This is a genomic window from Streptomyces sp. NPDC093094, from assembly GCF_044754345.1.
Taxonomy (GTDB): Bacteria; Actinomycetota; Actinomycetes; order Streptomycetales; family Streptomycetaceae; genus Streptomyces.
Genome location: NZ_JBIVOX010000004.1, coordinates 303464 through 323248, shown reverse-complemented (window position 1 = coordinate 323248; position 19785 = coordinate 303464). Strand labels below are relative to the sequence as shown.

At 72.4% G+C, this 19785-nt stretch carries 11 protein-coding genes; 8 read left to right on the top strand and 3 right to left on the bottom strand.

All coding sequences use genetic code 11. The features are described 5' to 3' along the window. The first annotated feature begins 148 nt into the window (after nt 1–148). The 3 genes from ACIQGV_RS10080 to ACIQGV_RS10070 all read left to right on the top strand — a co-directional run bounded on the left by ACIQGV_RS10080 (nt 149) and on the right by ACIQGV_RS10070 (nt 3269). Nucleotides 149–607, top strand: coding sequence for an SRPBCC family protein (locus tag ACIQGV_RS10080; RefSeq protein WP_402492876.1), 459 nt, complete (start codon nt 149–151; stop codon nt 605–607). Between the two features lie 66 nt (nt 608–673). Beyond that, nucleotides 674–1207, top strand: coding sequence for a GNAT family N-acetyltransferase (locus tag ACIQGV_RS10075; protein ID WP_402492874.1), 534 nt, complete (start codon nt 674–676; stop codon nt 1205–1207). A gap of 742 nt (nt 1208–1949) precedes the next feature. Further along, nucleotides 1950–3269 carry a hypothetical protein gene (locus tag ACIQGV_RS10070; protein WP_402492872.1) on the top strand — a complete coding sequence of 440 codons (1320 nt, stop codon included), beginning with the start codon at nt 1950–1952 and terminating at the stop codon, nt 3267–3269. Between the two features lie 222 nt (nt 3270–3491). On the opposite strand, the gene ACIQGV_RS10065 is transcribed toward ACIQGV_RS10070, so the two are convergent. Both ACIQGV_RS10065 and ACIQGV_RS10060 read right to left on the bottom strand, forming a co-directional pair. Next, complete coding sequence (locus ACIQGV_RS10065) at nt 3492–5099, bottom strand: ABC transporter permease (protein ID WP_402492870.1); 1608 nt, start codon at nt 5097–5099, stop codon at nt 3492–3494. Next, nucleotides 5096–5998, bottom strand: a complete 903-nt coding sequence (locus ACIQGV_RS10060) for an ATP-binding cassette domain-containing protein (protein WP_402492868.1) — start codon at nt 5996–5998, stop codon at nt 5096–5098. Before ACIQGV_RS10060 ends, ACIQGV_RS10065 begins: the two co-directional genes overlap by 4 nt. Nucleotides 5999–6071: 73 nt before the next feature. Here ACIQGV_RS10060 and ACIQGV_RS10055 point away from each other — a divergent pair, with 73 nt between their 5' ends. The 5 genes from ACIQGV_RS10055 to ACIQGV_RS10035 all read left to right on the top strand — a co-directional run bounded on the left by ACIQGV_RS10055 (nt 6072) and on the right by ACIQGV_RS10035 (nt 15656). Further along, nucleotides 6072–6560: a GbsR/MarR family transcriptional regulator gene (locus tag ACIQGV_RS10055; protein ID WP_402492866.1), complete on the top strand. Its 489-nt coding sequence runs from the start codon at nt 6072–6074 to the stop codon at nt 6558–6560. Nucleotides 6561–6695: 135 nt separating this feature from the next. After that, a complete protein-coding gene (locus ACIQGV_RS10050; protein ID WP_402492865.1) occupies nt 6696–8069 on the top strand; it encodes an alpha/beta fold hydrolase in 1374 nt (457 codons plus the stop codon). Further along, entirely contained in the window at nt 8066–9982 is a 1917-nt protein-coding gene (locus ACIQGV_RS10045; protein ID WP_402492863.1) for a hypothetical protein, read from the top strand. Before ACIQGV_RS10050 ends, ACIQGV_RS10045 begins: the two co-directional genes overlap by 4 nt. Beyond that, entirely contained in the window at nt 9979–11115 is a 1137-nt protein-coding gene (locus ACIQGV_RS10040; protein ID WP_402492861.1) for an AAA family ATPase, read from the top strand. The genes ACIQGV_RS10045 and ACIQGV_RS10040 overlap by 4 nt, the downstream gene beginning before the upstream one ends. Beyond that, on the top strand, nt 11112–15656 hold the full coding sequence (locus tag ACIQGV_RS10035) for an SAV_2336 N-terminal domain-related protein (RefSeq protein WP_402492859.1): 4545 nt from the start codon (nt 11112–11114) through the stop codon (nt 15654–15656). The genes ACIQGV_RS10040 and ACIQGV_RS10035 overlap by 4 nt, the downstream gene beginning before the upstream one ends. Nucleotides 15657–15712: 56 nt before the next feature. Here ACIQGV_RS10035 and ACIQGV_RS10030 read toward each other — a convergent pair whose 3' ends face one another. Next, complete coding sequence (locus tag ACIQGV_RS10030; protein WP_402492857.1) at nt 15713–19630, bottom strand: CHAT domain-containing protein; 3918 nt, start codon at nt 19628–19630, stop codon at nt 15713–15715. Between the last annotated feature and the right edge of the window lie 155 nt (nt 19631–19785).

Here is a 19785-nt window from a genome sequence, read left to right as displayed (position 1 = left end):
TCGCCGCCTGCCGCGCGAAACCCCCGGCGGTCGCGTAAGGTCACCATGCCGCTACGGCAGGACGGGCGGCACGGCGCGTTCCTCGCGCGGGCGCGGGCGAGAACGCGGACGGCGGCTCGGCCGATCACCCGACCGATCAGGAGTGCCCATGTCAGGACAGTTCGAAGCGATCGTCGAGGTCGACCGGCCCGTCGAGGAGGTCTTCGCCTACCTCGCCGACGGACGCAACGATCCGCAGTTCAGCCCCCGGGTCCTCAGGATCGAGCGGGTCCCCGACGCCCCGACCGCCGTGGGCACCGTCTTCCGGAGCACCGTCAAGGACGCCGGGATGAAGACCGGCCGGGAGTTCCGGATCACCGCTCTCGACGCCCCTTCGACGATCCGGTGGGCCGAGGTCTCCAAGAACATCGTGACGGCACGCGAAGGCGGCTACGAACTCTCCTCGCTCCCGGGCGGGGGCACCCGTGTCCGGATCTTCAACGTCCTGGAGGGCCACGGCCTGGGCAAGCTCCTCGTGGGCCTGGCCCTGGCCGCGGCCCGCAAGGACGCCGACGCGTTCGGCCGCCGGATCAAGGCCGCGGCCGAGGCGGCCATCCCGCAGCGCTGACCGGGGCCGGGGCGGGTGCGGGCGCCGGATTATGGATGGTGCCCCTGTCTTCGGCAGGATGGGCGTATGACCGAGATCCGCACCCCCCGCCTCCTCCTGCGTGCCTGGCACGACGACGACCTCGCGCCGATGGCGGACATCAACACGGACCCACGGGTCATGCGCTGGATCGACGACGGCTCGGCGCACGACCTGGACCGCACGGCCGAGGACATCGAGCGGTGGGAGGAGGAGTGGGACGAGGAGGGCTTCGGACTCTTCGCCGTCGAGCTGCTGGCCTCGGGTGAACTGATCGGCTTCGCGGGACTGTCCCTGCCCGAGTTCCTCCCGGAGGTGATGCCCGCCGTGGCGGTCAGCTGGCGGATCGGCTCACAGTTCTGGGGCCAGGGATACGCCTCCGAAGCCGCCCACGCCACACTGGAGTTCGCTCTCCAGGACCGCGGCCTGGACCGCGTCATCAGCATCAACCGGATGGGGGACAACGCCTCCGAGAACGTCATCCGCAAGCTCGGCATGACGCCCGAGCGGGAGACGACGCACCCGGTGTACGGCTACCCGTTGCACGTTCACGCCATCGACCTCACCGAGTTCCAGGCATGAACCGGCCGCCTGCCGGTGAGTCGGCTCCAGGGGCGACGGGCTTCAGGCGGCGCGCCAGGAGCTGCCTGGCGGTTGCCGCGAACGGAGGCCCATGACACGCACCGCCCACCATCTTCGTTCTTCGCGCAGCCGGAGTGTGTACGACCACGCGTCAGGAAGCCCCTGGCGTTCCGTGGTTCTCCACGACCTCAGGTACAGCGCACGCAGCTTCGCCGATGCGGCACGGGAGTCCAGAAGGCCCCGGCCGCGTACGGTCCGCCGTGCGGTGCATGTCCGCTCGTTCGCCCGATACCAGCGGGACCGCTCCGTCGCCCGGTGGTCCGCGGTGGAGGAACGCCGGGCGCGGCAGCGGCTGCGGGCTCGGGCAGGAACCCTCCTGGGGCTCGTGCGTTCCTCCGCCGACGAACTCGCACGCGATGCCGCGGACGCGGTGGACATTTCTCCGGCTCGTCATCGGCGCGGCTCGCTCTGGCTCGCATAGCAGCCACGGAAGAACCGCCGCACCCGGGACCCGGCCGCCGCCTCGCGCCTGTCGGCCCTGTTCGGAAAGCGTTCGGAAAGGGGCCCGGGAGCGTATTGCCGGTGCGCCGCGCCCCGACTCCAGCCGTGAGAACAGCACCTTGACGACCGGCAGGCCCTCGGGCGCCCGCATCATCTCGGCCGGACCTGCGACACCGCGGAACTCCATTGCGGGAAAGTTCGCCGAGCCGTCTCCGCCCGACCGGGATCCCGGCGCGATTGGGTGACGACCGGCCGGGCGGGAGGAGCCGCGGCCGACGCAGAGTCCGAGCGGCCGGCGCAACCCCGGACACCCGGACGCAAGGAAGATCACACTCCGGTTCGGGCACTGACTCCCCGAAGAGCACGCGGGTATGGTCCCGGTCGTGCCTGTCATAACAGGGGGCAGTCTCGGTATGCCGACCGTTATAACAGGCGACCCTCAACGGCGAGCGGAGAAGACGTCCATGAACGAAGACAGCAGAAGATTCGTCGGCGACGGCCTCGGCCGGAGACTTTTCCTGGCGTCGGCGGCCGGGGCCGCTTCCGCCCTCGCACTGCCGAACGCAGTCCCACACGCGGGCAGACCACGCCCAGGATCCTCACGTACTCCGACCACAGACCGCCGGGTGAGACGCGAACCCGATTCCTCAAGGACGTCGTCTTCCCGGCGATCGAGCGAGAATCGAACGGCCGCCTGAAGATCGAGGCGCATTGGGACGGCGAGATCGCCGGCTCCTTCGACGCCCTGCGTGCGGTCGGTGAACCCGGGGGCACGGACATGGCCACCGTCGTGCCGGAATACACGGCCGACCGACTGCCGCTGCACCAGATCTTCAAGAGCTTCCCCCTGGGCCCGACCGGACGCAGCCAGATCGAGTTCTTCCGCCGCGTCCACGCCGAGGTACCGGCTTTTCCGGCGGAACCGGAGAAGAACAACGCCGTCCATGTGTACTTCGGGACCGGGTACCCTGCCGCGTTCTTCAGCGCCCCGCCCCTGCCCGGCCTGGACGGCCTGCGGGGCGGCACATGGCGGTCCTCCAGCTTCTGGCACAGGGACTTCCTGGTCAATGCCGGCGCCACCCCCGCGTCCGTTCCCTGGGGGCAGCCGGTCCTCGACGCCCTGGCGGCGGGGACGCTGGACGGCGTCATGGTGAACGTCGACGACGGGTACCTGCTGAACGTCCAGGACGCCGCCCCCGACGTCCTGATCGCGAAGGAGCTGTGGCTGGGACACGTCTACCCCGTCGCGATGAACAAGGACGTCTGGAACGGGCTCCCGCAGAACGACAGGCAGGCCATCAGGCGGGCCGTCGAAACCTCCTACCGGGCCCTGGGTGCGGTGATGGAGAGCAGCTTCGACACCCAGGTCGAGGAACTGCGGCGGTCCGGCGCGAACGTGCACGTCCTCGGCCCCGACGAGCTGGAGCGCTGGCGAACCGTCACCGAGTACCGCGAGGTGCAGGCTTCCTGGGTGAAGGCCCAGGAGGCCAAGGGGGTCACGGGTGTCGGGGCCGCCCTTGCGGGTGTCACAAAGATCATGAACTGCTTCGTGCGCCCCTGATCGTTCCGCGGTGGACGGCCGGACCGGGTGACAGGCCCCGCCGGCCGAAGCGCCTGCGAAGGGACGGCGCATTCCGTCCCGCCCGGTCGCGGCCGACAGCTGCCGGCCGCGACCGGACCGGAGCGGCCGACGACGGCCGAGGCGTCGCACCCTTCGCCTGGCAGCGCTCCGGCTTCGTGGTCCGGAGCCGGAGGAACCGGCCTCGGAGGCCGGTCGGCGAGGTCAGCCGCTCATCAGGTCCCGTCGTCGCAGGCCGGCCAGCCCCGTGGCCACCAGCGCGGCGGTGATCGCGGTCAGCGCGGCGACCGGCCCCCACTCCATCGAGCCGCCCGGCAGCTTCGGCAGATGCCCGAAGGGGGAGAGATCCATGACCGGCTGAGGCACGTCGAGGGCCGGGCCGATCCAGCCGAGCAGCAGGACCGCCCCAGCCACGGCCCACGCGGCCGTCGCCGCGCGGGGCGTGAGGCCGTACAGCAGGACGGCGAGGCCGCCGACGAGCCAGACCGCGGGGAGCTGGACCAGGCAGGCGCCGATCACACCCGCCGCTTCCCGGCCGTGCCCCAGGGCGAGGCCCGTGCCGGCCGCCGGCAGGACGACCGCGCTGCCGCCGAAGGCGATCAGCAGGTGTCCGGCCGCCCAGCGGATCCGGCCGACGGAGGCGGCCAGGACCGGTTCCGCCCGGCCGGAGGTCTCCTCGCCGTGCAGGCGCAGCACGGAGGCGACGACGTACAGCGAGGCGACCAGGCCGAAGAAGCCGGCCGTCGCCGCCAGGAACGTGTCCGTCAGGCCCGCCCGGCCGCCCATGCGCTCGAAGATCTCGCGCGCTCGGTCGTTGCCGCCGACCAGGTCCGCCGCGCCGTCCGCCATCGCGCCGTAGACGGTCCCGGCGACCAGGAAGGCGGCGCTCCAGCCCGCCAGGGCGCCCCGCTGGAGCCGCAGGGCGAGCGCGCCCGCGGTGCCGAGGCGGCCGGTGGCCGGGCCCGGCCGGGTGGGCAGGAAGCTCATGCCGATGTCGCGGCGCCCGGCGAGCCCGTAGGCGGCCAGGCTCTGGAGCAGGACCGCTCCGGCGAACAGCAGCAGCACCCACCACCGTTCCCCGGCGTACGGCCGCAGGTTCTCCAGCCAGCCGAGAGGGGAGAGCCAGGTGAGCACCGACGAGCCGTCGGCGGTCGCCGAGTCGCCCGCCGCGCGCAGCACGAACGCGGCTCCCAGTACCGCCGAGGTGAGCCCGCGCGCGAGCCGTGCGCTCTCGGTGACCTGGGCGAGGATCGCGGCCGTCGTCGCGAAGACCGTCCCGAGCCCGGCGACACCGAGCCCGAACGCCAGTGCCCCGGTGGCGCCCTGCGCCGAGAGCCCCACCGCGACCAGCAGCCCGAGCAGGGCGTTCGCCGCGGCCGCCGTCAGCAGCGCGGCCGTCAGGGGTGCGCGCCGGCCGACCGGCGCGGACGAGATCAGTTCCTGGCGGCCGCTCTCCTCCTCGTCCCGGGTGTGCCGTACGACGATCAGCAGGCTCATCACAGCGGCCAGCAGCCCGGCGTACAGGCCCGCACGCCAGGCGGTCAGGGCGCCGTAGGAGTCGCCGAGGACGGGCCCGGTCATCGCGCGCAGGGCGGCGTTGGTGTCCATCTGGCGCATGAGCCCGGCGCGTTCGGCGGCCGTGCCGTAGAGGCCCTTGAGCGTGTTCGGCATGGACAGCACCATCAGGGCGTTCACGCCGATCCAGACCGGGACCGTCGCCCGGTCGCGGCGGAGCGCCAGACGCAGCAGGGTGCCGGTCCCGGCCGACGGACGCGAACCGCCGGCCCGCGAAGGGAGAGTGAGGACGGTCATCGCGCGGCTCCGCTCGGGTCGTCCTGGTAGTGCCGCAGGAACAGCTCCTCCAGCGTCGGTGGTGTCGACGTCAGCGAGCGCACCCCTGATGCACCGAGCGAGCGCAGTACGGCGTCCAGCTTGTCGGTGTCGACCTGGAGCCGGACCCGGTGCCCCCGGACGTCGAGGCCGTGCACACCGGGCAGCCGCGCGAGCCCGTCGGGCGGTCCCGCCAGCTCGGCGGTGACGCTGGTGCGGGTCAGATGCCGCAGCTGTGCCAGCGAGCCGGTCTCGACGGTCCGGCCCTTGCGGATGATGCTGACCCGGTCGCACAGCTCCTCCACCTCGCTGAGGATGTGGGACGAGAGCAGGACCGTACGGCCGCGTTCGCGGGCTTCGGTCACACAGTGCCGGAAGACCTCCTCCATCAGCGGGTCCAGGCCGGAGGTCGGCTCGTCCAGGACGAGCAGGTCGGCGTCGGAGGCGAAGGCGGCGACCAGGGCGACCTTCTGCCGGTTGCCCTTGGAGTAGGTGCGGCCCTTCTTGGCCGGGTCGAGCTCGAACCGCTCGATCAGCTCGGCCCGTCTCCGGGGGTCGAGCCCGCCGCGCAGCCGGCCGAACAGGTCGATGACCTCGCCGCCGGAGAGGTTGCGCCACAGGGTGACGTCGCCGGGGACGTAGGCGAGGTGCCGGTGGAGTGCGACGGCGTCGGCCCACGGGTCCCGGCCCAGCACCTGGGCCGCTCCGGAGTCGGCCCGCAGCAGCCCGAGCAGCACGCGGACGGCGGTGGACTTCCCGGCACCGTTCGGCCCGAGGAAGCCGTGCACCTCACCGGCCTCCACCTCCAGGTCCAGGCCGTCGAGCGCGTGGGTGCCGCCGAAGGACTTGTGCAGTCCGGAGACGGTGATTGCCTTCGTCATGGCGCCGAACGTACGCTTCTTTCAGAAATTTGTGAAGTTAAAGAATCTCATGAAGTCTGCATAGGATGGCGGCATGAGCGAGCCCAGGGACCCGGAAGCGGTGTCGAGATTCGTCGAGTCCTTCGCGGCGCAGCTGGTCGAGGCAGGCATGGCCCGGATGCCCGCCCGGGTGTTCGGCGCGCTGCTCGCCTCCGACCAGGGCGTGCTGACCTCCGCCGAACTGGGCGAACAGCTGAAGATCAGTCCCGCCGCCGTGTCCGGTGCGGTGCGCTACCTCTCCCAGGTCCACATGGTCTCCCGCGAGCGCGAGCCGGGTTCACGGCGCGAGCGCTACCGGGTGCACGCCGACCAGTGGTACGAGGCCCTCACCAACCGGGAGGCCGTCCTCAGACGCTGGGAGGACGCCCTCCGCGACGGCACCGAGTCCCTCGGCCCCGACACCCCGGCCGGCCGCCGGCTGGCGGAGACCCTCGCCTTCTTCGAGTTCATCGAGGGCGAACTGGCGGCCATGACGGAACGCTGGCGAGCACACAAGGCGAAAGTCTTCGACCGCCCCGAATAGCCCCTGAAGAAGCCGCCGGCAGCCCTGCAGGACAGGCACCCCCGCGGAAGCGAGCCGGACTTGGGCGAACCGGCACCTCGGGGACGTCTCTGCACCTATCCTCCCTACAGCCGAACGGCCAGCTGGGGGATCCATATGCGGTTCGTCTTCGTCCATGGGACCGGAGTGCGGCAGGAGCGCTTCGACGAGCTGTTCCGGTGGGTCCGCCACGGGCTGTCCGAACGTTTCCCGGATGCGGACGTCGAACCGTGTTACTGGGGCGACGCCTTCGGAGCGACACTCGGCGCGGGCGGGGCCTCCGTCCCGGGAACGGCGACCGTGCGTGGCGGCGTCGACCCCGAGGAGGCGGATGCCGCCGAGTGGCTGCTGCTTCTCACCGACCCGTTCTGCGAACTGCGGGTCCTCGCCGCCCTGGGCACCGAGGACGACGGCCTCGGGATGCCAGGCGTGCAGTCGCCCGGCGACCGGGTCGCCGACCGTCTCCGAAAGCTTCCCCGGTACCTCTCCTCCGGCTCCCCCGGCTCCCCCGGCTCCCCCGGTTCTCCCGGCTCCCCCAGCGCCTCCGACTCCTCCGGCTCCTCCGGCTCCTCCGGTTCCTCCGGCTCCTCCGACTCCTCCGGCTTCTCCGGTTCCTCCGACTCCCCCAGCGCCTCCGGCTCCCCCGGCTCCCCCAGCGCCTCCGACGACGAACTGGTCCGGCTGCTCGAGGACACGGGTCTCGTCGACGGCTACGACGACGCGCTGACCGCGCTCACCGACTCCGACGAGTTGCGCGAGGCATGCGCGGCCGCCCGGGACCAGCCTGCCGCGGGCGAACTCGGCACGGCCGCGAGCCGGGCCGCCGTCGCCCTCCTGCTGGCCGCTGCCGGGGACACGGTGGTGTGCACCGGCGCCGAGCGGGACCGGATGGTCGACCTCCTGAGCAGCCGCATCGGCGGTACGGCGCGCGGCCCCGCACTGCGTGCGGCAGGCGTGCTGCTCCAGTTGGGGCTGCGCTGGACTCCTCAGTCCGTGCTGGACCGCAAGCGGGGCCGGTTCACCGCGGACGGGGCGGCCGTGATCGGTGACATCCTGCGCTACCAGGCGCACGGCGGCCCGCTCCGCGACCATCTGGCGCAGACCATCCGCCTGGGCCAGGAGCCGCCCGTCGTGATCGGTCACAGCCTCGGCGGCATCGCCCTCGTGGACACTCTCGCCATGGCTGCCGTCCGCCGACAGCCGTTACCGGTAAGGCTGCTGGTCACCGTCGGCTCCCAGGCTCCTTTCCTCCACGAACTCGGCGCCCTCCCCGGCCTGCCGCCCGACGCCTCCCTGCCGCCCGGCTTCCCGGCCTGGTTGAACGTCTACGACCGCCGGGATCTGCTTGCGTACCTGGCCGAGCCCGTCTTCCACGGCGACCCCCGGGTGACCGATCACGAAGTGCGCAGCCGCCAGCCCTTCCCCGTCTCGCACAGCGCGTACTGGAAGATCGCCTCGGTGTACGACCGGATCGGTGAGGCGCTGCGATGATGCCCGTCCTCGATCCCCGGAGAGTGTTCGCGCTGGTCGTGGGCGTCGAGTCCTACCAGGTGGGCCCCGGCTGGTCCCTTCCGGGCCCGGCACGCGACGCCGTTCGCTTCGCCGACTGGCTCACCGGCGACGCCGGTGTTCCACAGGCCAATGTGCATCTGCTGCTGTCCCCGCTGGAGCAGGGCCGGGTCCGGCCGTCCCTGCCGGCCACCTCGGAGAACGTTCATCGAGCCCTGTTCGAGGAACTCCCGCAACGCGACGGCGACCTGCTGTGGATCTACTGGGCGGGACACGGTTATCTCGATGCCCGGTTGCAGCAGCTCCTGCCGTGCACGGACGCCACGCCCATGTACACGCGTCATCTCAACCTGCAGTCGGCTCTGCAGTGGTGGCGATCGAGCAATGTCACGGCGGGCCGCTTCCGCCGCGTCGTCGCCGTGTGCGACACCTGCCGCATCGAGACGAGGCGAGCGAAGGGGCTGCGGTTCGGCACCTTCGAGCCCGAGGCGGGTGAAGTCGTTCCCGAGCGCCGCCAGTTCGTCCTCTACGCCGCACGCCCCGGTGAGGCGGCCAGGAACGAGGCGGAACGGGAGGCGGGGCAGTTCACGGACACGCTGCTCAGACACCTCGAGGGCAAGTCGGTCGACGACGGTGTGCGGGGGCTGGCGGGCATCGCCCGCGACGTCCTCACGGACTTCAGAATCATGCAGGCGAACGGCGAGGCATGGCAGCAGCCGCAGTTCGTGCTCAGCGAAGCCTGGGACGGGTCGGCCCTCTTCGGCGACAGCTGGACCGACGACTCCGCCGAACCTGCTCCCGGACGCGCCCGGTCGGCCGTTCTCGACCAGCTCGCCTGGACCGAACTCGGGCAGCTCCTGAGCAACCGCCGGCTGCCCCCGTACTCCTACGACGCCTACCGCTGGGCGTTCGAGGTCACCGGCTGCGCCGTACCGCCGTCCGATGCGCTGCCCTCGGCCCATCTCCTGGACATCGTCCGGGACCTCGACAGCCGCCAGGGCAGACACCACGGACTCCCGCTCGTCCTGCCGTTCGTACGCCATCTGGCCGCCCGGGTCCCCGAGAAGGACGCGGACTGGGGCCGCGAGGCCGACGCCTGGGTGGACCGCACCCGCGCCCGACTCGGCGCGAGCCCCGTCCCGGTCCCGCCGGAGCTCCCGGTCGAGGACGTCTCCCTCCACATCCGTCTCACGCCGGACGACAACGGCCTGTACTGGACTCGGATGTGGCGCTACCAGCGCCGCTTCGAGAACGTATGGGAGTCCGATCGGCCGCTGGGCCTGGACGACGTCCGTGCCGAGCTGGACCGACAGCTCGCGGCCCGGCCCTCCTGCGCCCCGACGCGCATCGAGTTCCACGTGCCGTACGACCTTCTGGACGAGCCGTTCGAGTCCTGGCCCGTCCGCTGGCGCAGCCGGCAGACGAAGGAACTCGGCTGCTACTTCGATGTGCTGCTGCGCTGCCCCGACGAACGGCAGGGTCTCGCCGAGGCTCCCTGGCACCGCAAGTGGGCCTGGTTCAAGACCCAGGGAAGCCGGCATCCCCAGGCGGTGCGCGACGTCTGCGACAGCGATGTGTCGGCCGGTCTCGGCGCCTCGCTGCAGCAGGCGGAGCCGCCCGTGTGCGTCTTCGCCGAAGTCACCGACGCCCTGCTCATGGACACGCTGGACGCCGTGCTCGACGGCGGAGTGCCCATAGCCATCTGGCGCCGCCCCGGCGCCCGCCCGGAAGAAACCGCCGAACCGATCCGTACCGCACTGGCGGTGGATCCGGCCGTGCTGGACGTGCTGTCCCTGCCCGCCCGGCTGCGGCAGGCACGTATCGCCCGTCGCCCTCTCGCCCTCATGTGGGACGATCCGGGGCGCATTCCCGGAAGGCGGACCCTCTCTTCATGAATCGCGCATCGGTGAGCACGGCGGGAGCGGACAAGGACTGGTGGATCTACCGTGGCACGGGCACCGTGGCGGAGAAGCTGGACCGCCTTGCCGCGCACAGCCCCCCGTGGCGGGCTTTCAAGGGCGAGCCGGATCCCCGGTACGCCGCACCGGGCATCACGGGAGCCGCCTGGGAGGAGACCCACCGCCGCGGCGCCGGCTACGTTCCCGACGAGGCCGAGAAGGACATCGTCAACACGGCTCTGTACCTGCGCCGTCCGCTGCTCGTCACGGGCAAGCCCGGGGTGGGCAAATCGACGCTCGCCCACAGCATCGCCGCCGACCTGCAGCTCGGTCCGGTGCTGCACTGGCCGGTCACCAGCCGCAGCACACTGCGGGACGGCCTCTACCAGTACGACGCCATCGGACGGCTCCACGACGCCAATCTGCGTCATCTCGACGCCGCCACCGCACCGCAGTCCCCACCGCCGAGCGTGCCGGTCCGGCAGTCGACGTACCACCCGCCGCCGGCGGCCGCCCCCGCGCCCCGCCCCCGGAGCGGCTCGATCGCCCCGTACCTCCGACTCGGCCCTCTGGGCACCGCGCTGCTGCCCCAGGCCAGACCCCGCGTCCTGCTGGTCGACGAGATCGACAAGAGCGACATCGACCTGCCCGGCGATCTGCTCACCGTCTTCGAGGAAGGCTCCTTCGAGATCGCCGAGCTGGCGCGGATCGCCGCCCGGAACCCCAGGGTGAGAATCGGTACGCACGACGACCCCGAACCTCAGGTCCAGATCGAACGCGGCCGCGTCCAGTGCCTCGCCTTCCCTGTCGTCGTCCTCACCAGCAACGGGGAACGCGACTTCCCGCCACCCTTCCTGCGCCGCTGCATCCGACTGCACCTGGAGCCGCCGGGCCAGGAGAAACTCACCCAGATCGTCCGGCAACGGCTCGCTCTCGACGAGAACACCGACGACACCCCGTACCGTGACCTCATCGAGGACTTCCTCGTCCGCCGGGTGGAAGGCGACCTCGCCACCGACCAGCTCCTGAACGCCGTACAACTGCGGCTCAGCGGAGCCTGGTCGGGCGAGGGGGAGCGCGCCAAGTTCCTCGACACCGTCCTGCAACGGCTGACCGGCCCGTCCGCGTGATCGAGGATCTCTCACAGGCTCTCCGGAAGGCCGGCGTCGACGCCGGACCCGATGAACTGGCGGAGATCCTGTGGCTGGCCGCCCGCATCGACGGCGGCGGCATGCGCCCGGCCGGCCGCCCCGACGACGTGCGGCTCGACACCGCTGCCGCCGCACCGCCGCGGGCGCACGATCCCGGCACTCCGGCCGCCGCCGACGGCTCCCCCCGCCTCGAACGGTTCTACAGCGCCGCCGACATGGCCGGACCTCCGGCCGCCGGGGCGCGGGGCGTCGACCTCGTGCGCGTCCGGCGTGCCGCGTCGCTGCGCGATCCGCTGGCCGTGATGCGGGCGCTGAGGCCCCTCGGCCGACGGACCGGTCCGCCCGGCCGGGCCCTGGCCGGTGAACTCGACGAGGAACTCACCGTTCGCAGCACCGTCGAGCAGGGTCTGCCGGTGCCGGTCATGCGCCCCCCGCGGGGCCGATGGCTGGACCTCGCCCTGGTCGTGGACGCCCACCACTCCATGCTGCTCTGGCACGACCTGATGACCGAGCTGCGCCGGGCCTTCACCCAGGCCGGCGTCTTCCGCGACGTCCGGACCTGGCACCTGCACGGGACCGGGCCGGGCGAATCGCCCTCCGTCGCGCGGACGGGCGGCGGACCCCGCAGCGTTCAGGAGGTCGCCGACCCCTCCGGCCATCGGCTGGTGCTGGTCGTCACGGACACGGTGGCGGAGGGCTGGAGCACCTCAGGGATCCAGGAGATGCTGCGGCAGTGGTGTCTGCACGGCCCGGTGGCACTGCTCAACGTGCTGCCCCGCAGACTGTGGGACCGCGGCGCCGTACGGCCGAGGCCGCATCTGGTCAGGGCTCCCGGACCGGCCGCGCCGAACGCGTCCTGGCGTCTGGAGCAGCCCGTCCGGGGACGCCGCCGCGAACGTCACCGCGCGGTCCCGGGCGACGGCATCGCGGTCCCCGTCGTGAAAGGGGACGCCGCCTCGATCTCCGCGCTGGCGGAATTCGTGGCGGGCGACGGACGCTGGACCCGCTTTCCCTGTCTCACCGTCACGAACCGGCCGGCTCCGCCGTCCCCGCGGAGTGCGCCGAACGCACAGCCTCCCGCCACTGTCGAGGAGGTCCTCCGGCGCTTCGAGGCCGACGCCTCGACGGTGGCCCGGACTCTGGCGGGCTATCTGTCCGCCGTGCCCCTGACCCTGCCGGTGCTGAACCTCGTACGGCAGGTCATGCTCCCGGAGTCCGAACCCGGACATCTGGCGGAGGTCGCACTCGGTGGTCTCTTCGAGTCCTGGGAACAGGATGCCCGTGAGGGCCGGGCGAACCTGGACCGGATGCCGTTCCGCTTCCGCGCAGGCGTACGGGAGGCGCTGCTCGGCTCCCAGCGCCGGGACGACATCACAGCGGTGCAGGCGCTCGTACGCCGCGAGCTGGGAGCCTTCGTCACCGATCGGAGCACGTCAGGGTCGGCCGGTGACTTCCTCGCCGCGCGAGGAACCGGGTCGAAGGAGCGGCGGAGCCGGCACACCATGAGCCCGCACGCTCAGCCCTTCGCCGAACAGGCAGACGCACCGGGCCCCGTGGGCCTTTCCGTCCCTGAGAGGTCCGAGCCGCCCGAGCCGTCCGGCGGGCAGTTGCCGCGCCCCGGTGAGCGTGACGACGTACGAACTCGGCTGCGGGAGGCGACCCTTCGGGCCGCGAACGGACACAGCGCCCTCGTGCTGCTGATCGGAGATCCCGGGTCGGGGAAGTCGTCCGCCGTCGCACGCGCCGTTGAGGACATGCCGGACGGCTGGAGGCTGTGGAGGCCCGATGCCTCACTCCCTCTGGCGGAGGGAGCGCCTCAGGTCGGTCCCCGGACGGTCGTCCTGCTCGACGATCTCCAGCACTACACGACGGCTGCCGGTTCCTTCGTCGAAGAGATGGCCTTCTTGGTACGAGGGCTGATCGAGGACACCGAGCGGGCACCCGTCCTGATCCTCGGAACGCTCACCCCCGAGGCATGGGACAGCTTCCTGGCCATGGCGCGAGGAGGGCCGCCCGGGTTCCACGAGAGCTGTCGCGCCCTGATCGCCCGGGCGGACGTCGTCCGGTTCACCCCGGCCGAGGCCGCGCCCCCGCAGGGGACGGGCGGGAATCCGGACGCGGGGCTCGTGACGATCATCGGTACCCGGGGGCCGGTCGCAGGCGGAAGCCGGGTCGAGGTTCTGGGGACCGGACTCCTGCTCGGCCCGCGCCTGGTCCTCACCGCCGCGCACATGCTGCATCAGCACAGCCCACCGGAGCATCCGAAGGTCCTCATCAGACGCGGCACCGCTCGCGCGGCCGACGCGCTCGACTGCCGCGTTCTGTGGAACGACGCCACCCACGACGCGGCCCTGCTGCTCATCGAGGACGGCCCCTCCCCCGACGGTCCCTTCCCCACCCCCCGGTGGGCCGAACCGGCCGGCGACGAGCCGATCGGCCCGTGCCATGTCGCCACCACGACCGGCTCCGGCGATCGTCACGCGCCCGTCGGCGGCCATCGGACCGGCATCCTGCACACCACGGCCCCGCACCCGAGCGCCACGTACGAGTTCGAGCCCGTCCCGCCTCTGCCGCAGTCCCCGGGCACGCGATCGTGGACACGGCTCGTGTCCGGCGCTCCCGTGTTCTTCGGCGACTTCTTCATGGGCCACGTCATCGCCGTGCGGGAGGACGGCTCAGGACGCCCTCGACCCGTTGTCGCCGGGATCGGTGCCCTGAGCCGCGACCAAGGGTTCACCGACGTCTGCCGCAGGTACATGCGGGACATCCCGCGCTTGGCCCTGCTTCCGTCCGCGCCCGCAGGAGTCACCGGTGACAGCCGCGCGAGCAGTGGCCCGGGCGAGCGCCGAGCGCAACGGGTCTTCGTCTCCCACGCCTTCGAACGCGCGGACACCCTCGACACCGAACGGGTCCAGAGGGTCGACAAGCTGGGACAGTCGCTGAGGGCCAGGGGTTTCGACGTGTATGACGACCACCGCCTGCGTGGGATCTCTCCCGGATGGGGCACCGCGATGCTCCAGGCGAGGGACACGGCGGACGTGATCCTGGTGTTCGGCTCCCCCGCGTACCGGGACCACTCCGAAAGTCATGAAGCCGGCTCTCTGGCCGGCGTGGCCTTCGAGGCCCGCCTGCTGCGCGACGAACTCACCCACAGCCCGGACCACGGCCGGCAGAGGATCGTGCCTGTGCTCATGCCCGGCAGTACCGACGCAGACCTCCCGGACTTCCTCAGGTCTCTCGATCCTGTCGTGCTCGGCCCGGACTCCGACACGGACTTCGCTCGGATCACGGCACGCATCGGGCAGTATCCGGCCACTGCCGACCGGCCGGTGACGGCTCACCGGGCACGTCGGCTCATCGACCTCGCGGCGCTCCAGTGGGACGCAGGTCATCGCACCGAGGCGGTGGCCACCGCCGATCGAGGCATCGAGATCTACCGGCGCCTGACCTCGGAAGACCGCGCCGCGTACCAGCCGCTGCTGGCCCGGTCCCTCGTCGTCCAGTCCGATCGTCTGGCCGAAACCGGTCGCGCAGAGGAAGCGCTCCGCGCCGCGCGCGACGCCGTCGACACCTACGAGGGGCCATGGCACACGACGGGCACGGCGCGGGCCGGCCGCGCCGCGGCCCTGTCCGGCCTCAGCCTGCGGCTGTCCGAAGCAGGACGTCCCGAGGACGCTTTCACCGCCGCGACGGAGTCTGCCGGCCTCTTCCGCAGCCTGCCCGCCGAGATCTCCTCCCCTCATCTGGCCGGCTTCACCACCTCGATGACACGCCTCAGCGAACTGCTGGCGGAGTCGGGGCGACGAGAGGAGGCCCGCGCCCTGGACGAAAGCCTTCTGGCCCAGCAACGCCGGGTGCTGGGCGAGAACCATCCCGAGACCCGCGCAACCGCCGGCCGTCTGTCCGTCCGGCGTACGGGGACGGCGCGGGCGGGTGAAGCGGGCGGCTCGGCCGAGAACCCTCCGGCCGAGTCAGGTGCCCGGCCGCTCCACCGTGCGCCGACCGGTCGGGTACGCCACGACGAAAAGATCACGGTGTACGTGTCGGCCGAGGAACTGATGGACCTGGAGCACGCCCGCATGCTGCTCCGCAGCGAGCACGGACTCGCCGTCGACCGCGGGCGCATCGTCCGCGAAGCCCTCGCCGTGGTGCTGGCGGACATGGAGGCCCGGGCGGACGCGAGCATCCTCGTACGACGGCTGAAACCCGGCGCCACGGACGTACGCGCCACTGCCGTGCAAACGCCCGGGCCCTCCGGCGACCCGCCGCCCTCACCCGAAGCCGGCACGTCGCACGGCCAGGGCCCCCGTGGCCGAGCAGCCCGTGACGAAAAGATCACGGTGTACGTGTCGGCCGAGGAACTGATCGATCTGGAGCACGCCCGCATACTGCTCCGCAACGAGCACGGACTCGCCGTCGACCGCGGGCGCATCGTCCGCGAAGCCGTCGCCGTGGTGCTGGCGGACATGGAGGCCCGGGCGGACGCGAGCGTCCTCGTGCGACGGCTGCGAGGACGCTGAGCCCCCAGACACTCACCACCACGACCGCACCCGTTCGTGCCCTCCACGAGACGGGGTCAAGCGCCGCTGTGCAGGTAGGCCGCCCACAGGGACGGTGTACGGGTCCTGTCCCGTCCGCCGGGCAGGCCGTGGCCGTCGCGGACGGCACGGACGGCGTGGTGGAGGGCGTGGGCGGCGCGGCCGGGGTCCGGGCCGCCCAGGTCCGTGCGCAGACAGGCGTAGAACGTGTCGGCGACGTCGACGGCGATCCGGTCGGAGATGGCCCACAGCGTTCCGATCACGTGGGGGAAACCGGCCAGTTGGAAGGCCGAGGTGAGATGGATCGCCTCGTCGGCCAGCCGGGCGGAGTCGACGGCCGCGGTCCGGCAGGCCGAGAGATAGGCCAGTCGGGCGTGTTCCAGCCGGACCGGCGCGAGGCCGGCGACGGTCAGCGGGGCCGTGTCGTGGTCGTGCAGCAGCAGCATGCTCTTCGACGGGTCGTCGGGATGGCTCGAACCGTGGCAGGCGAAATGAACGACGGCGCAGTGGGGCAGGTGTGCCAGGACATTGGTCCTCGTCGGCAGAAGGTGGTGTGCCGGATCGGCGTCGTGCTCAGGATCCGGTGCGGTCAGTACCACCACATCGCTGAGGTGGCGCCGCAGACGCTCGACCTCGGCGGGCACATGGCGCAGCGGAAGGCCGCCCTCGGTGCCACGGGTGGTGGGCATCGCGACGACGAGCGCCCGGAGGGCCGGGTCCTGCCCGGCCTCGTGACGGCGGGCGTGGCGCAGGGCGCGCACGGTGGGGGTGTACGAGGACACGACCCGGTCCAGGACGGTGCGCCGCCCCGGGGCGTCCGCCGGGTCGGTGTGGTGGCCTGCGGCATGGACGGGAAGCAGGCCGAGCAGGCCGCCCGGTGCCCACCACACGCGGGGCCACTCACCCCCCTCCGGCGGCTGCCGGTCATGGCCCAGTTCGGTCAGGACGGGTTCGGCAGCGGCGTCCCACAGCCACTCCAGGGTGAGCCGCAGCACGGCCTGGGCCATACGGTGCCGGGCCGCGTCCCGTGTGGTGGACACGATGCGCAGGGCCTGCCTGAAGGCGTCGACCCGCTGGAGGAGCGTGTCGTAGCCGAGGCGCGGGAGCGGGAGGGCTGTGATGCCCGCCCGGGTGAGCAGCAGGGCATCGCTGCGCAGACGGCTGACGTTGAACACCACCACGGGGCCCGCCCCGGCCTCGGCCAGCAGCTCGTCCGCGGCCGGGGGCAGTCCGAAGGTCGCGAACTCCTCGTCCTCCCGGATCTCCTCAAGGGTCGCGGTGAGGTCGTGGGCGAGCCGGTGCCGGTCCCGGGCCGTACGGTCCGCGCGGTCCGGAGCGCCGCCCGGGCCGGCCGCCGACAGCTCTGCCGAGGGGGCGGCCCGCTGGTCGAGCCGGTCGCGGAGTTCGGTGAACCGTGCGGCGAGCAGCGGATGCCGCCTGCGCAGCTCGGTGAGGTCGTCGCGGGTGTCCAGGGCCTGGCTCATCAGCACCGCGCGTCCCGCTTCCAGCAACTGCAGCGCGCGTACGGCGCGTTCGCGGGGCGGGCCGGCGGAATGGGTGAGGGCGAGCGCGGCAGCGTCGCTGGCAAGGTCACGGAACTGGCTCAGTGCGTGCTGCTGGTCAGGGCGTTCCAGGCGGCGCGGGGCCATCTCCGGCAGCCGCCGGACCGCGGCCTCCAGCAGTTCGGCGGCCCGTGCCTGTCCGCCGTCGAGGCGTACGAGCAGTCTGGCCGCGGCCAGCGCCGCGTGGATGCGCACGAGGGGAGGAGCGGTGGCCGTCCCTGCCGCGGCCTCGTGCCGGGCGACGGCCTGGACGAGGTCGTCCGGGTCCTGGGAGTGTCCGTACCGGGCTGCCAGGGCCCTGCCGAGGTTGAGCAGGCGCATCGCCCTGTCCGGGTGATCGTGAGGACTGGCCCCGACCGCTCGGAGGCCCGTCCCGACGGCCTCGTCGAGATCCGCGGGGTCCGCGGCGTGCTCGAAGCGCAGGCGCAGGGCGAGACTCAGGTTGTTCAGCCGTACCGCCGCGTCGGGATGGCCGGCGGGGACGGTCGCCGAAACCGCCGCCCGTCCGGTGCGGACGGCCTCGTCGAGGTCCGCGGGGTCTCCGGAGCCCGCGGTCTCCTCGAAGCGCAGGCGCAGTGCGTTGCTCAGATTGGAAAGGATGCCCGCCCGTCGGTGGTGCTCCGGACCGGCTGCCTCCAGGGCGCGGCGCTGTGCGGCGATGCTCGCCCGGAGGTCGTCGGGGTCGTGCGTGCGCTCATAGCGGTGGTGCAGGGCGACGCCCTGGTTGTTCAGCGTTCCCGGCAGGTCGCGATGTCCGGCCGGGGTGGCCCGGATCGCCTCGTCGCCGATACCGATGGCCTCGTCCAGGTCTGCCTTGGCTCCGGTCCGCTCGAAGCGCGTCAGCAGGGCGGCGACGAGGTAGGAGAGTGTCTGCACGTGGTCGATGTCGTCGTGCGGGGTGCTCCCGGCGGCCTGACCGAGCGTGTCGACGGCCTCGTCGAGGTCGGACTGGACGCCGGTCCGCTCGAACCGCTCCAGCAGGGCGGCACCCAGGTAGGTCAGGGCCGACGCCCGGTCGGGATGGCCGGACGGCATGGCCGAGACCGCCTGCCTGCTGATCGGCACGGCCTCCTCCAGATCGGCGAGGTCCCCGGTCTGCTCATGGCGCGTCACCAGTGCCGCGGCCAGGTTGGAACGGAACGTCGGCCAGTCGGGGTGCTCTTCGTGCGGGGTGGCCTCGACGGCACGGCGAAGATGGCCGACGGCCCGGTCGAGGTCGCTCCGGTCCGTCACCCGCTCGCAGCGAAGCTGGAGTGCCGCGGCCAGGTTGGACAGTGCCAGCGGCCGCCCCGGATGGCCCGCGCGCAGGGTTCGGACGGCTTCCTCTCCGCGGCCGACGGCCTCGTCGATGTCCGCCGGGGTGTCGAGGCGCTTGAACCGATGGGACAGGACGAATGTGAGGTTGGTCAGGACCGGTCCCCGGTCGGGGTGGTCGGCCGGGCACACCCGGACGGCCTCCCGGCCCGTGTGCGCGGCGCCGTCCAGGTCGGCCAGGCTCCCTGTGCGCCGGAACCGGTCCAGCAAAGCGGTGCTCAGCCGGGACAGGACCGGCGCGTACCGGGGGTCGTGCGAGGGCATGGCCTCGATGACACGTCGGCCGATGTCGATGGCCTCGTCCAGATGGGACGGGTCCTGGGAGTGCTCGAGCCGGGCCCACAGCGCCTTGAACAGACTGGACAGCATGAGCAGCGTCTCGGTGGTGGAGCCGGGATCGACGGCCAGTACGGCCTGCCGGCCCGCCCGGACGGCCTCCTCCAGATCGGCCTCGTCACCGGTCCGCCTGAACCGGGTCAGCACGGCGCGGTGGAGCATGTGCAGCACCACCTCGTCGGACGGCCGGAGTCCGACGGCTGCCCGGCTCAGGCGAATCACCTCGTCCAGGTCGTCCGGGTCGCCGGTGCGGTCGTACCGTCTCAACAGCAGCATGCCGATGGTGGCCACACGTGTGGCCCGCGCGGGGTGGTCGTCGGGGGTGCCGCTCAGGATGCGCCGCCACAGGGCGATCGTGTCCGCCGAGGCTCCGTCGAAGCCGGGCGGCGGCTCGCGCAGCTGCCGGGCCGCGACCGTCGCGGCGGCGTCGGTGACCAGCGGCAGCAGCAGTGAGGGTACGGCGAACCGCACGCCGGCCAGGATGCACGGGGTGAAGAGGCCGACCGCGGCCTCCAGGTCGGCCGCGGCCGATTCCCCCGGCCGTGCCCGAGCCCGAAACCAATGGAGCATGCCGAGCGCCTGATGCACCGCCAGGTCGTCGTCCGTGCGCAGGTACGCGGCGAGCTGCTCCGCCTCCTCGCCCGCCCGTGTCTCCAGCGCCGCGGTCGACTCGCCGTCGGCGCAACGCCACAGCCGCTTCTGCACGGCGGCCAGCAGGCGTGCCCGCTTCCCCCAGCCCCTCACGAAGACCGAGCGTAGCGGCGTGCGCGGCTCGACGGACGAGGTCGGCAGACAAAGCCACGAGCGCGGTCGACCGGGCCGGGTCCGCTTCCGGGCCCCTGCAGGCGGCCCCGACGCGGGAGGACCGGACGCGGGAGGGGACGACCGCCGCCCGTGAC

What these genes read in the sequence shown, in the direction of transcription:
- ACIQGV_RS10080 (WP_402492876.1), top strand. Translation starts at nt 149, where the DNA reads ATGTCAGGACAGTTCGAAGCGATCGTCGAGGTCGACCGGCCCGTCGAG.
- ACIQGV_RS10075 (WP_402492874.1), top strand. Translation starts at nt 674, where the DNA reads ATGACCGAGATCCGCACCCCCCGCCTCCTCCTGCGTGCCTGGCACGAC.
- ACIQGV_RS10065 (WP_402492870.1), bottom strand. Translation starts at nt 5,099, where the DNA reads ATGACCGTCCTCACTCTCCCTTCGCGGGCCGGCGGTTCGCGTCCGTCG.
- ACIQGV_RS10060 (WP_402492868.1), bottom strand. Translation starts at nt 5,998, where the DNA reads ATGACGAAGGCAATCACCGTCTCCGGACTGCACAAGTCCTTCGGCGGC.
- ACIQGV_RS10055 (WP_402492866.1), top strand. Translation starts at nt 6,072, where the DNA reads ATGAGCGAGCCCAGGGACCCGGAAGCGGTGTCGAGATTCGTCGAGTCC.
- ACIQGV_RS10050 (WP_402492865.1), top strand. Translation starts at nt 6,696, where the DNA reads ATGCGGTTCGTCTTCGTCCATGGGACCGGAGTGCGGCAGGAGCGCTTC.
- ACIQGV_RS10045 (WP_402492863.1), top strand. Translation starts at nt 8,066, where the DNA reads ATGATGCCCGTCCTCGATCCCCGGAGAGTGTTCGCGCTGGTCGTGGGC.
- ACIQGV_RS10040 (WP_402492861.1), top strand. Translation starts at nt 9,979, where the DNA reads ATGAATCGCGCATCGGTGAGCACGGCGGGAGCGGACAAGGACTGGTGG.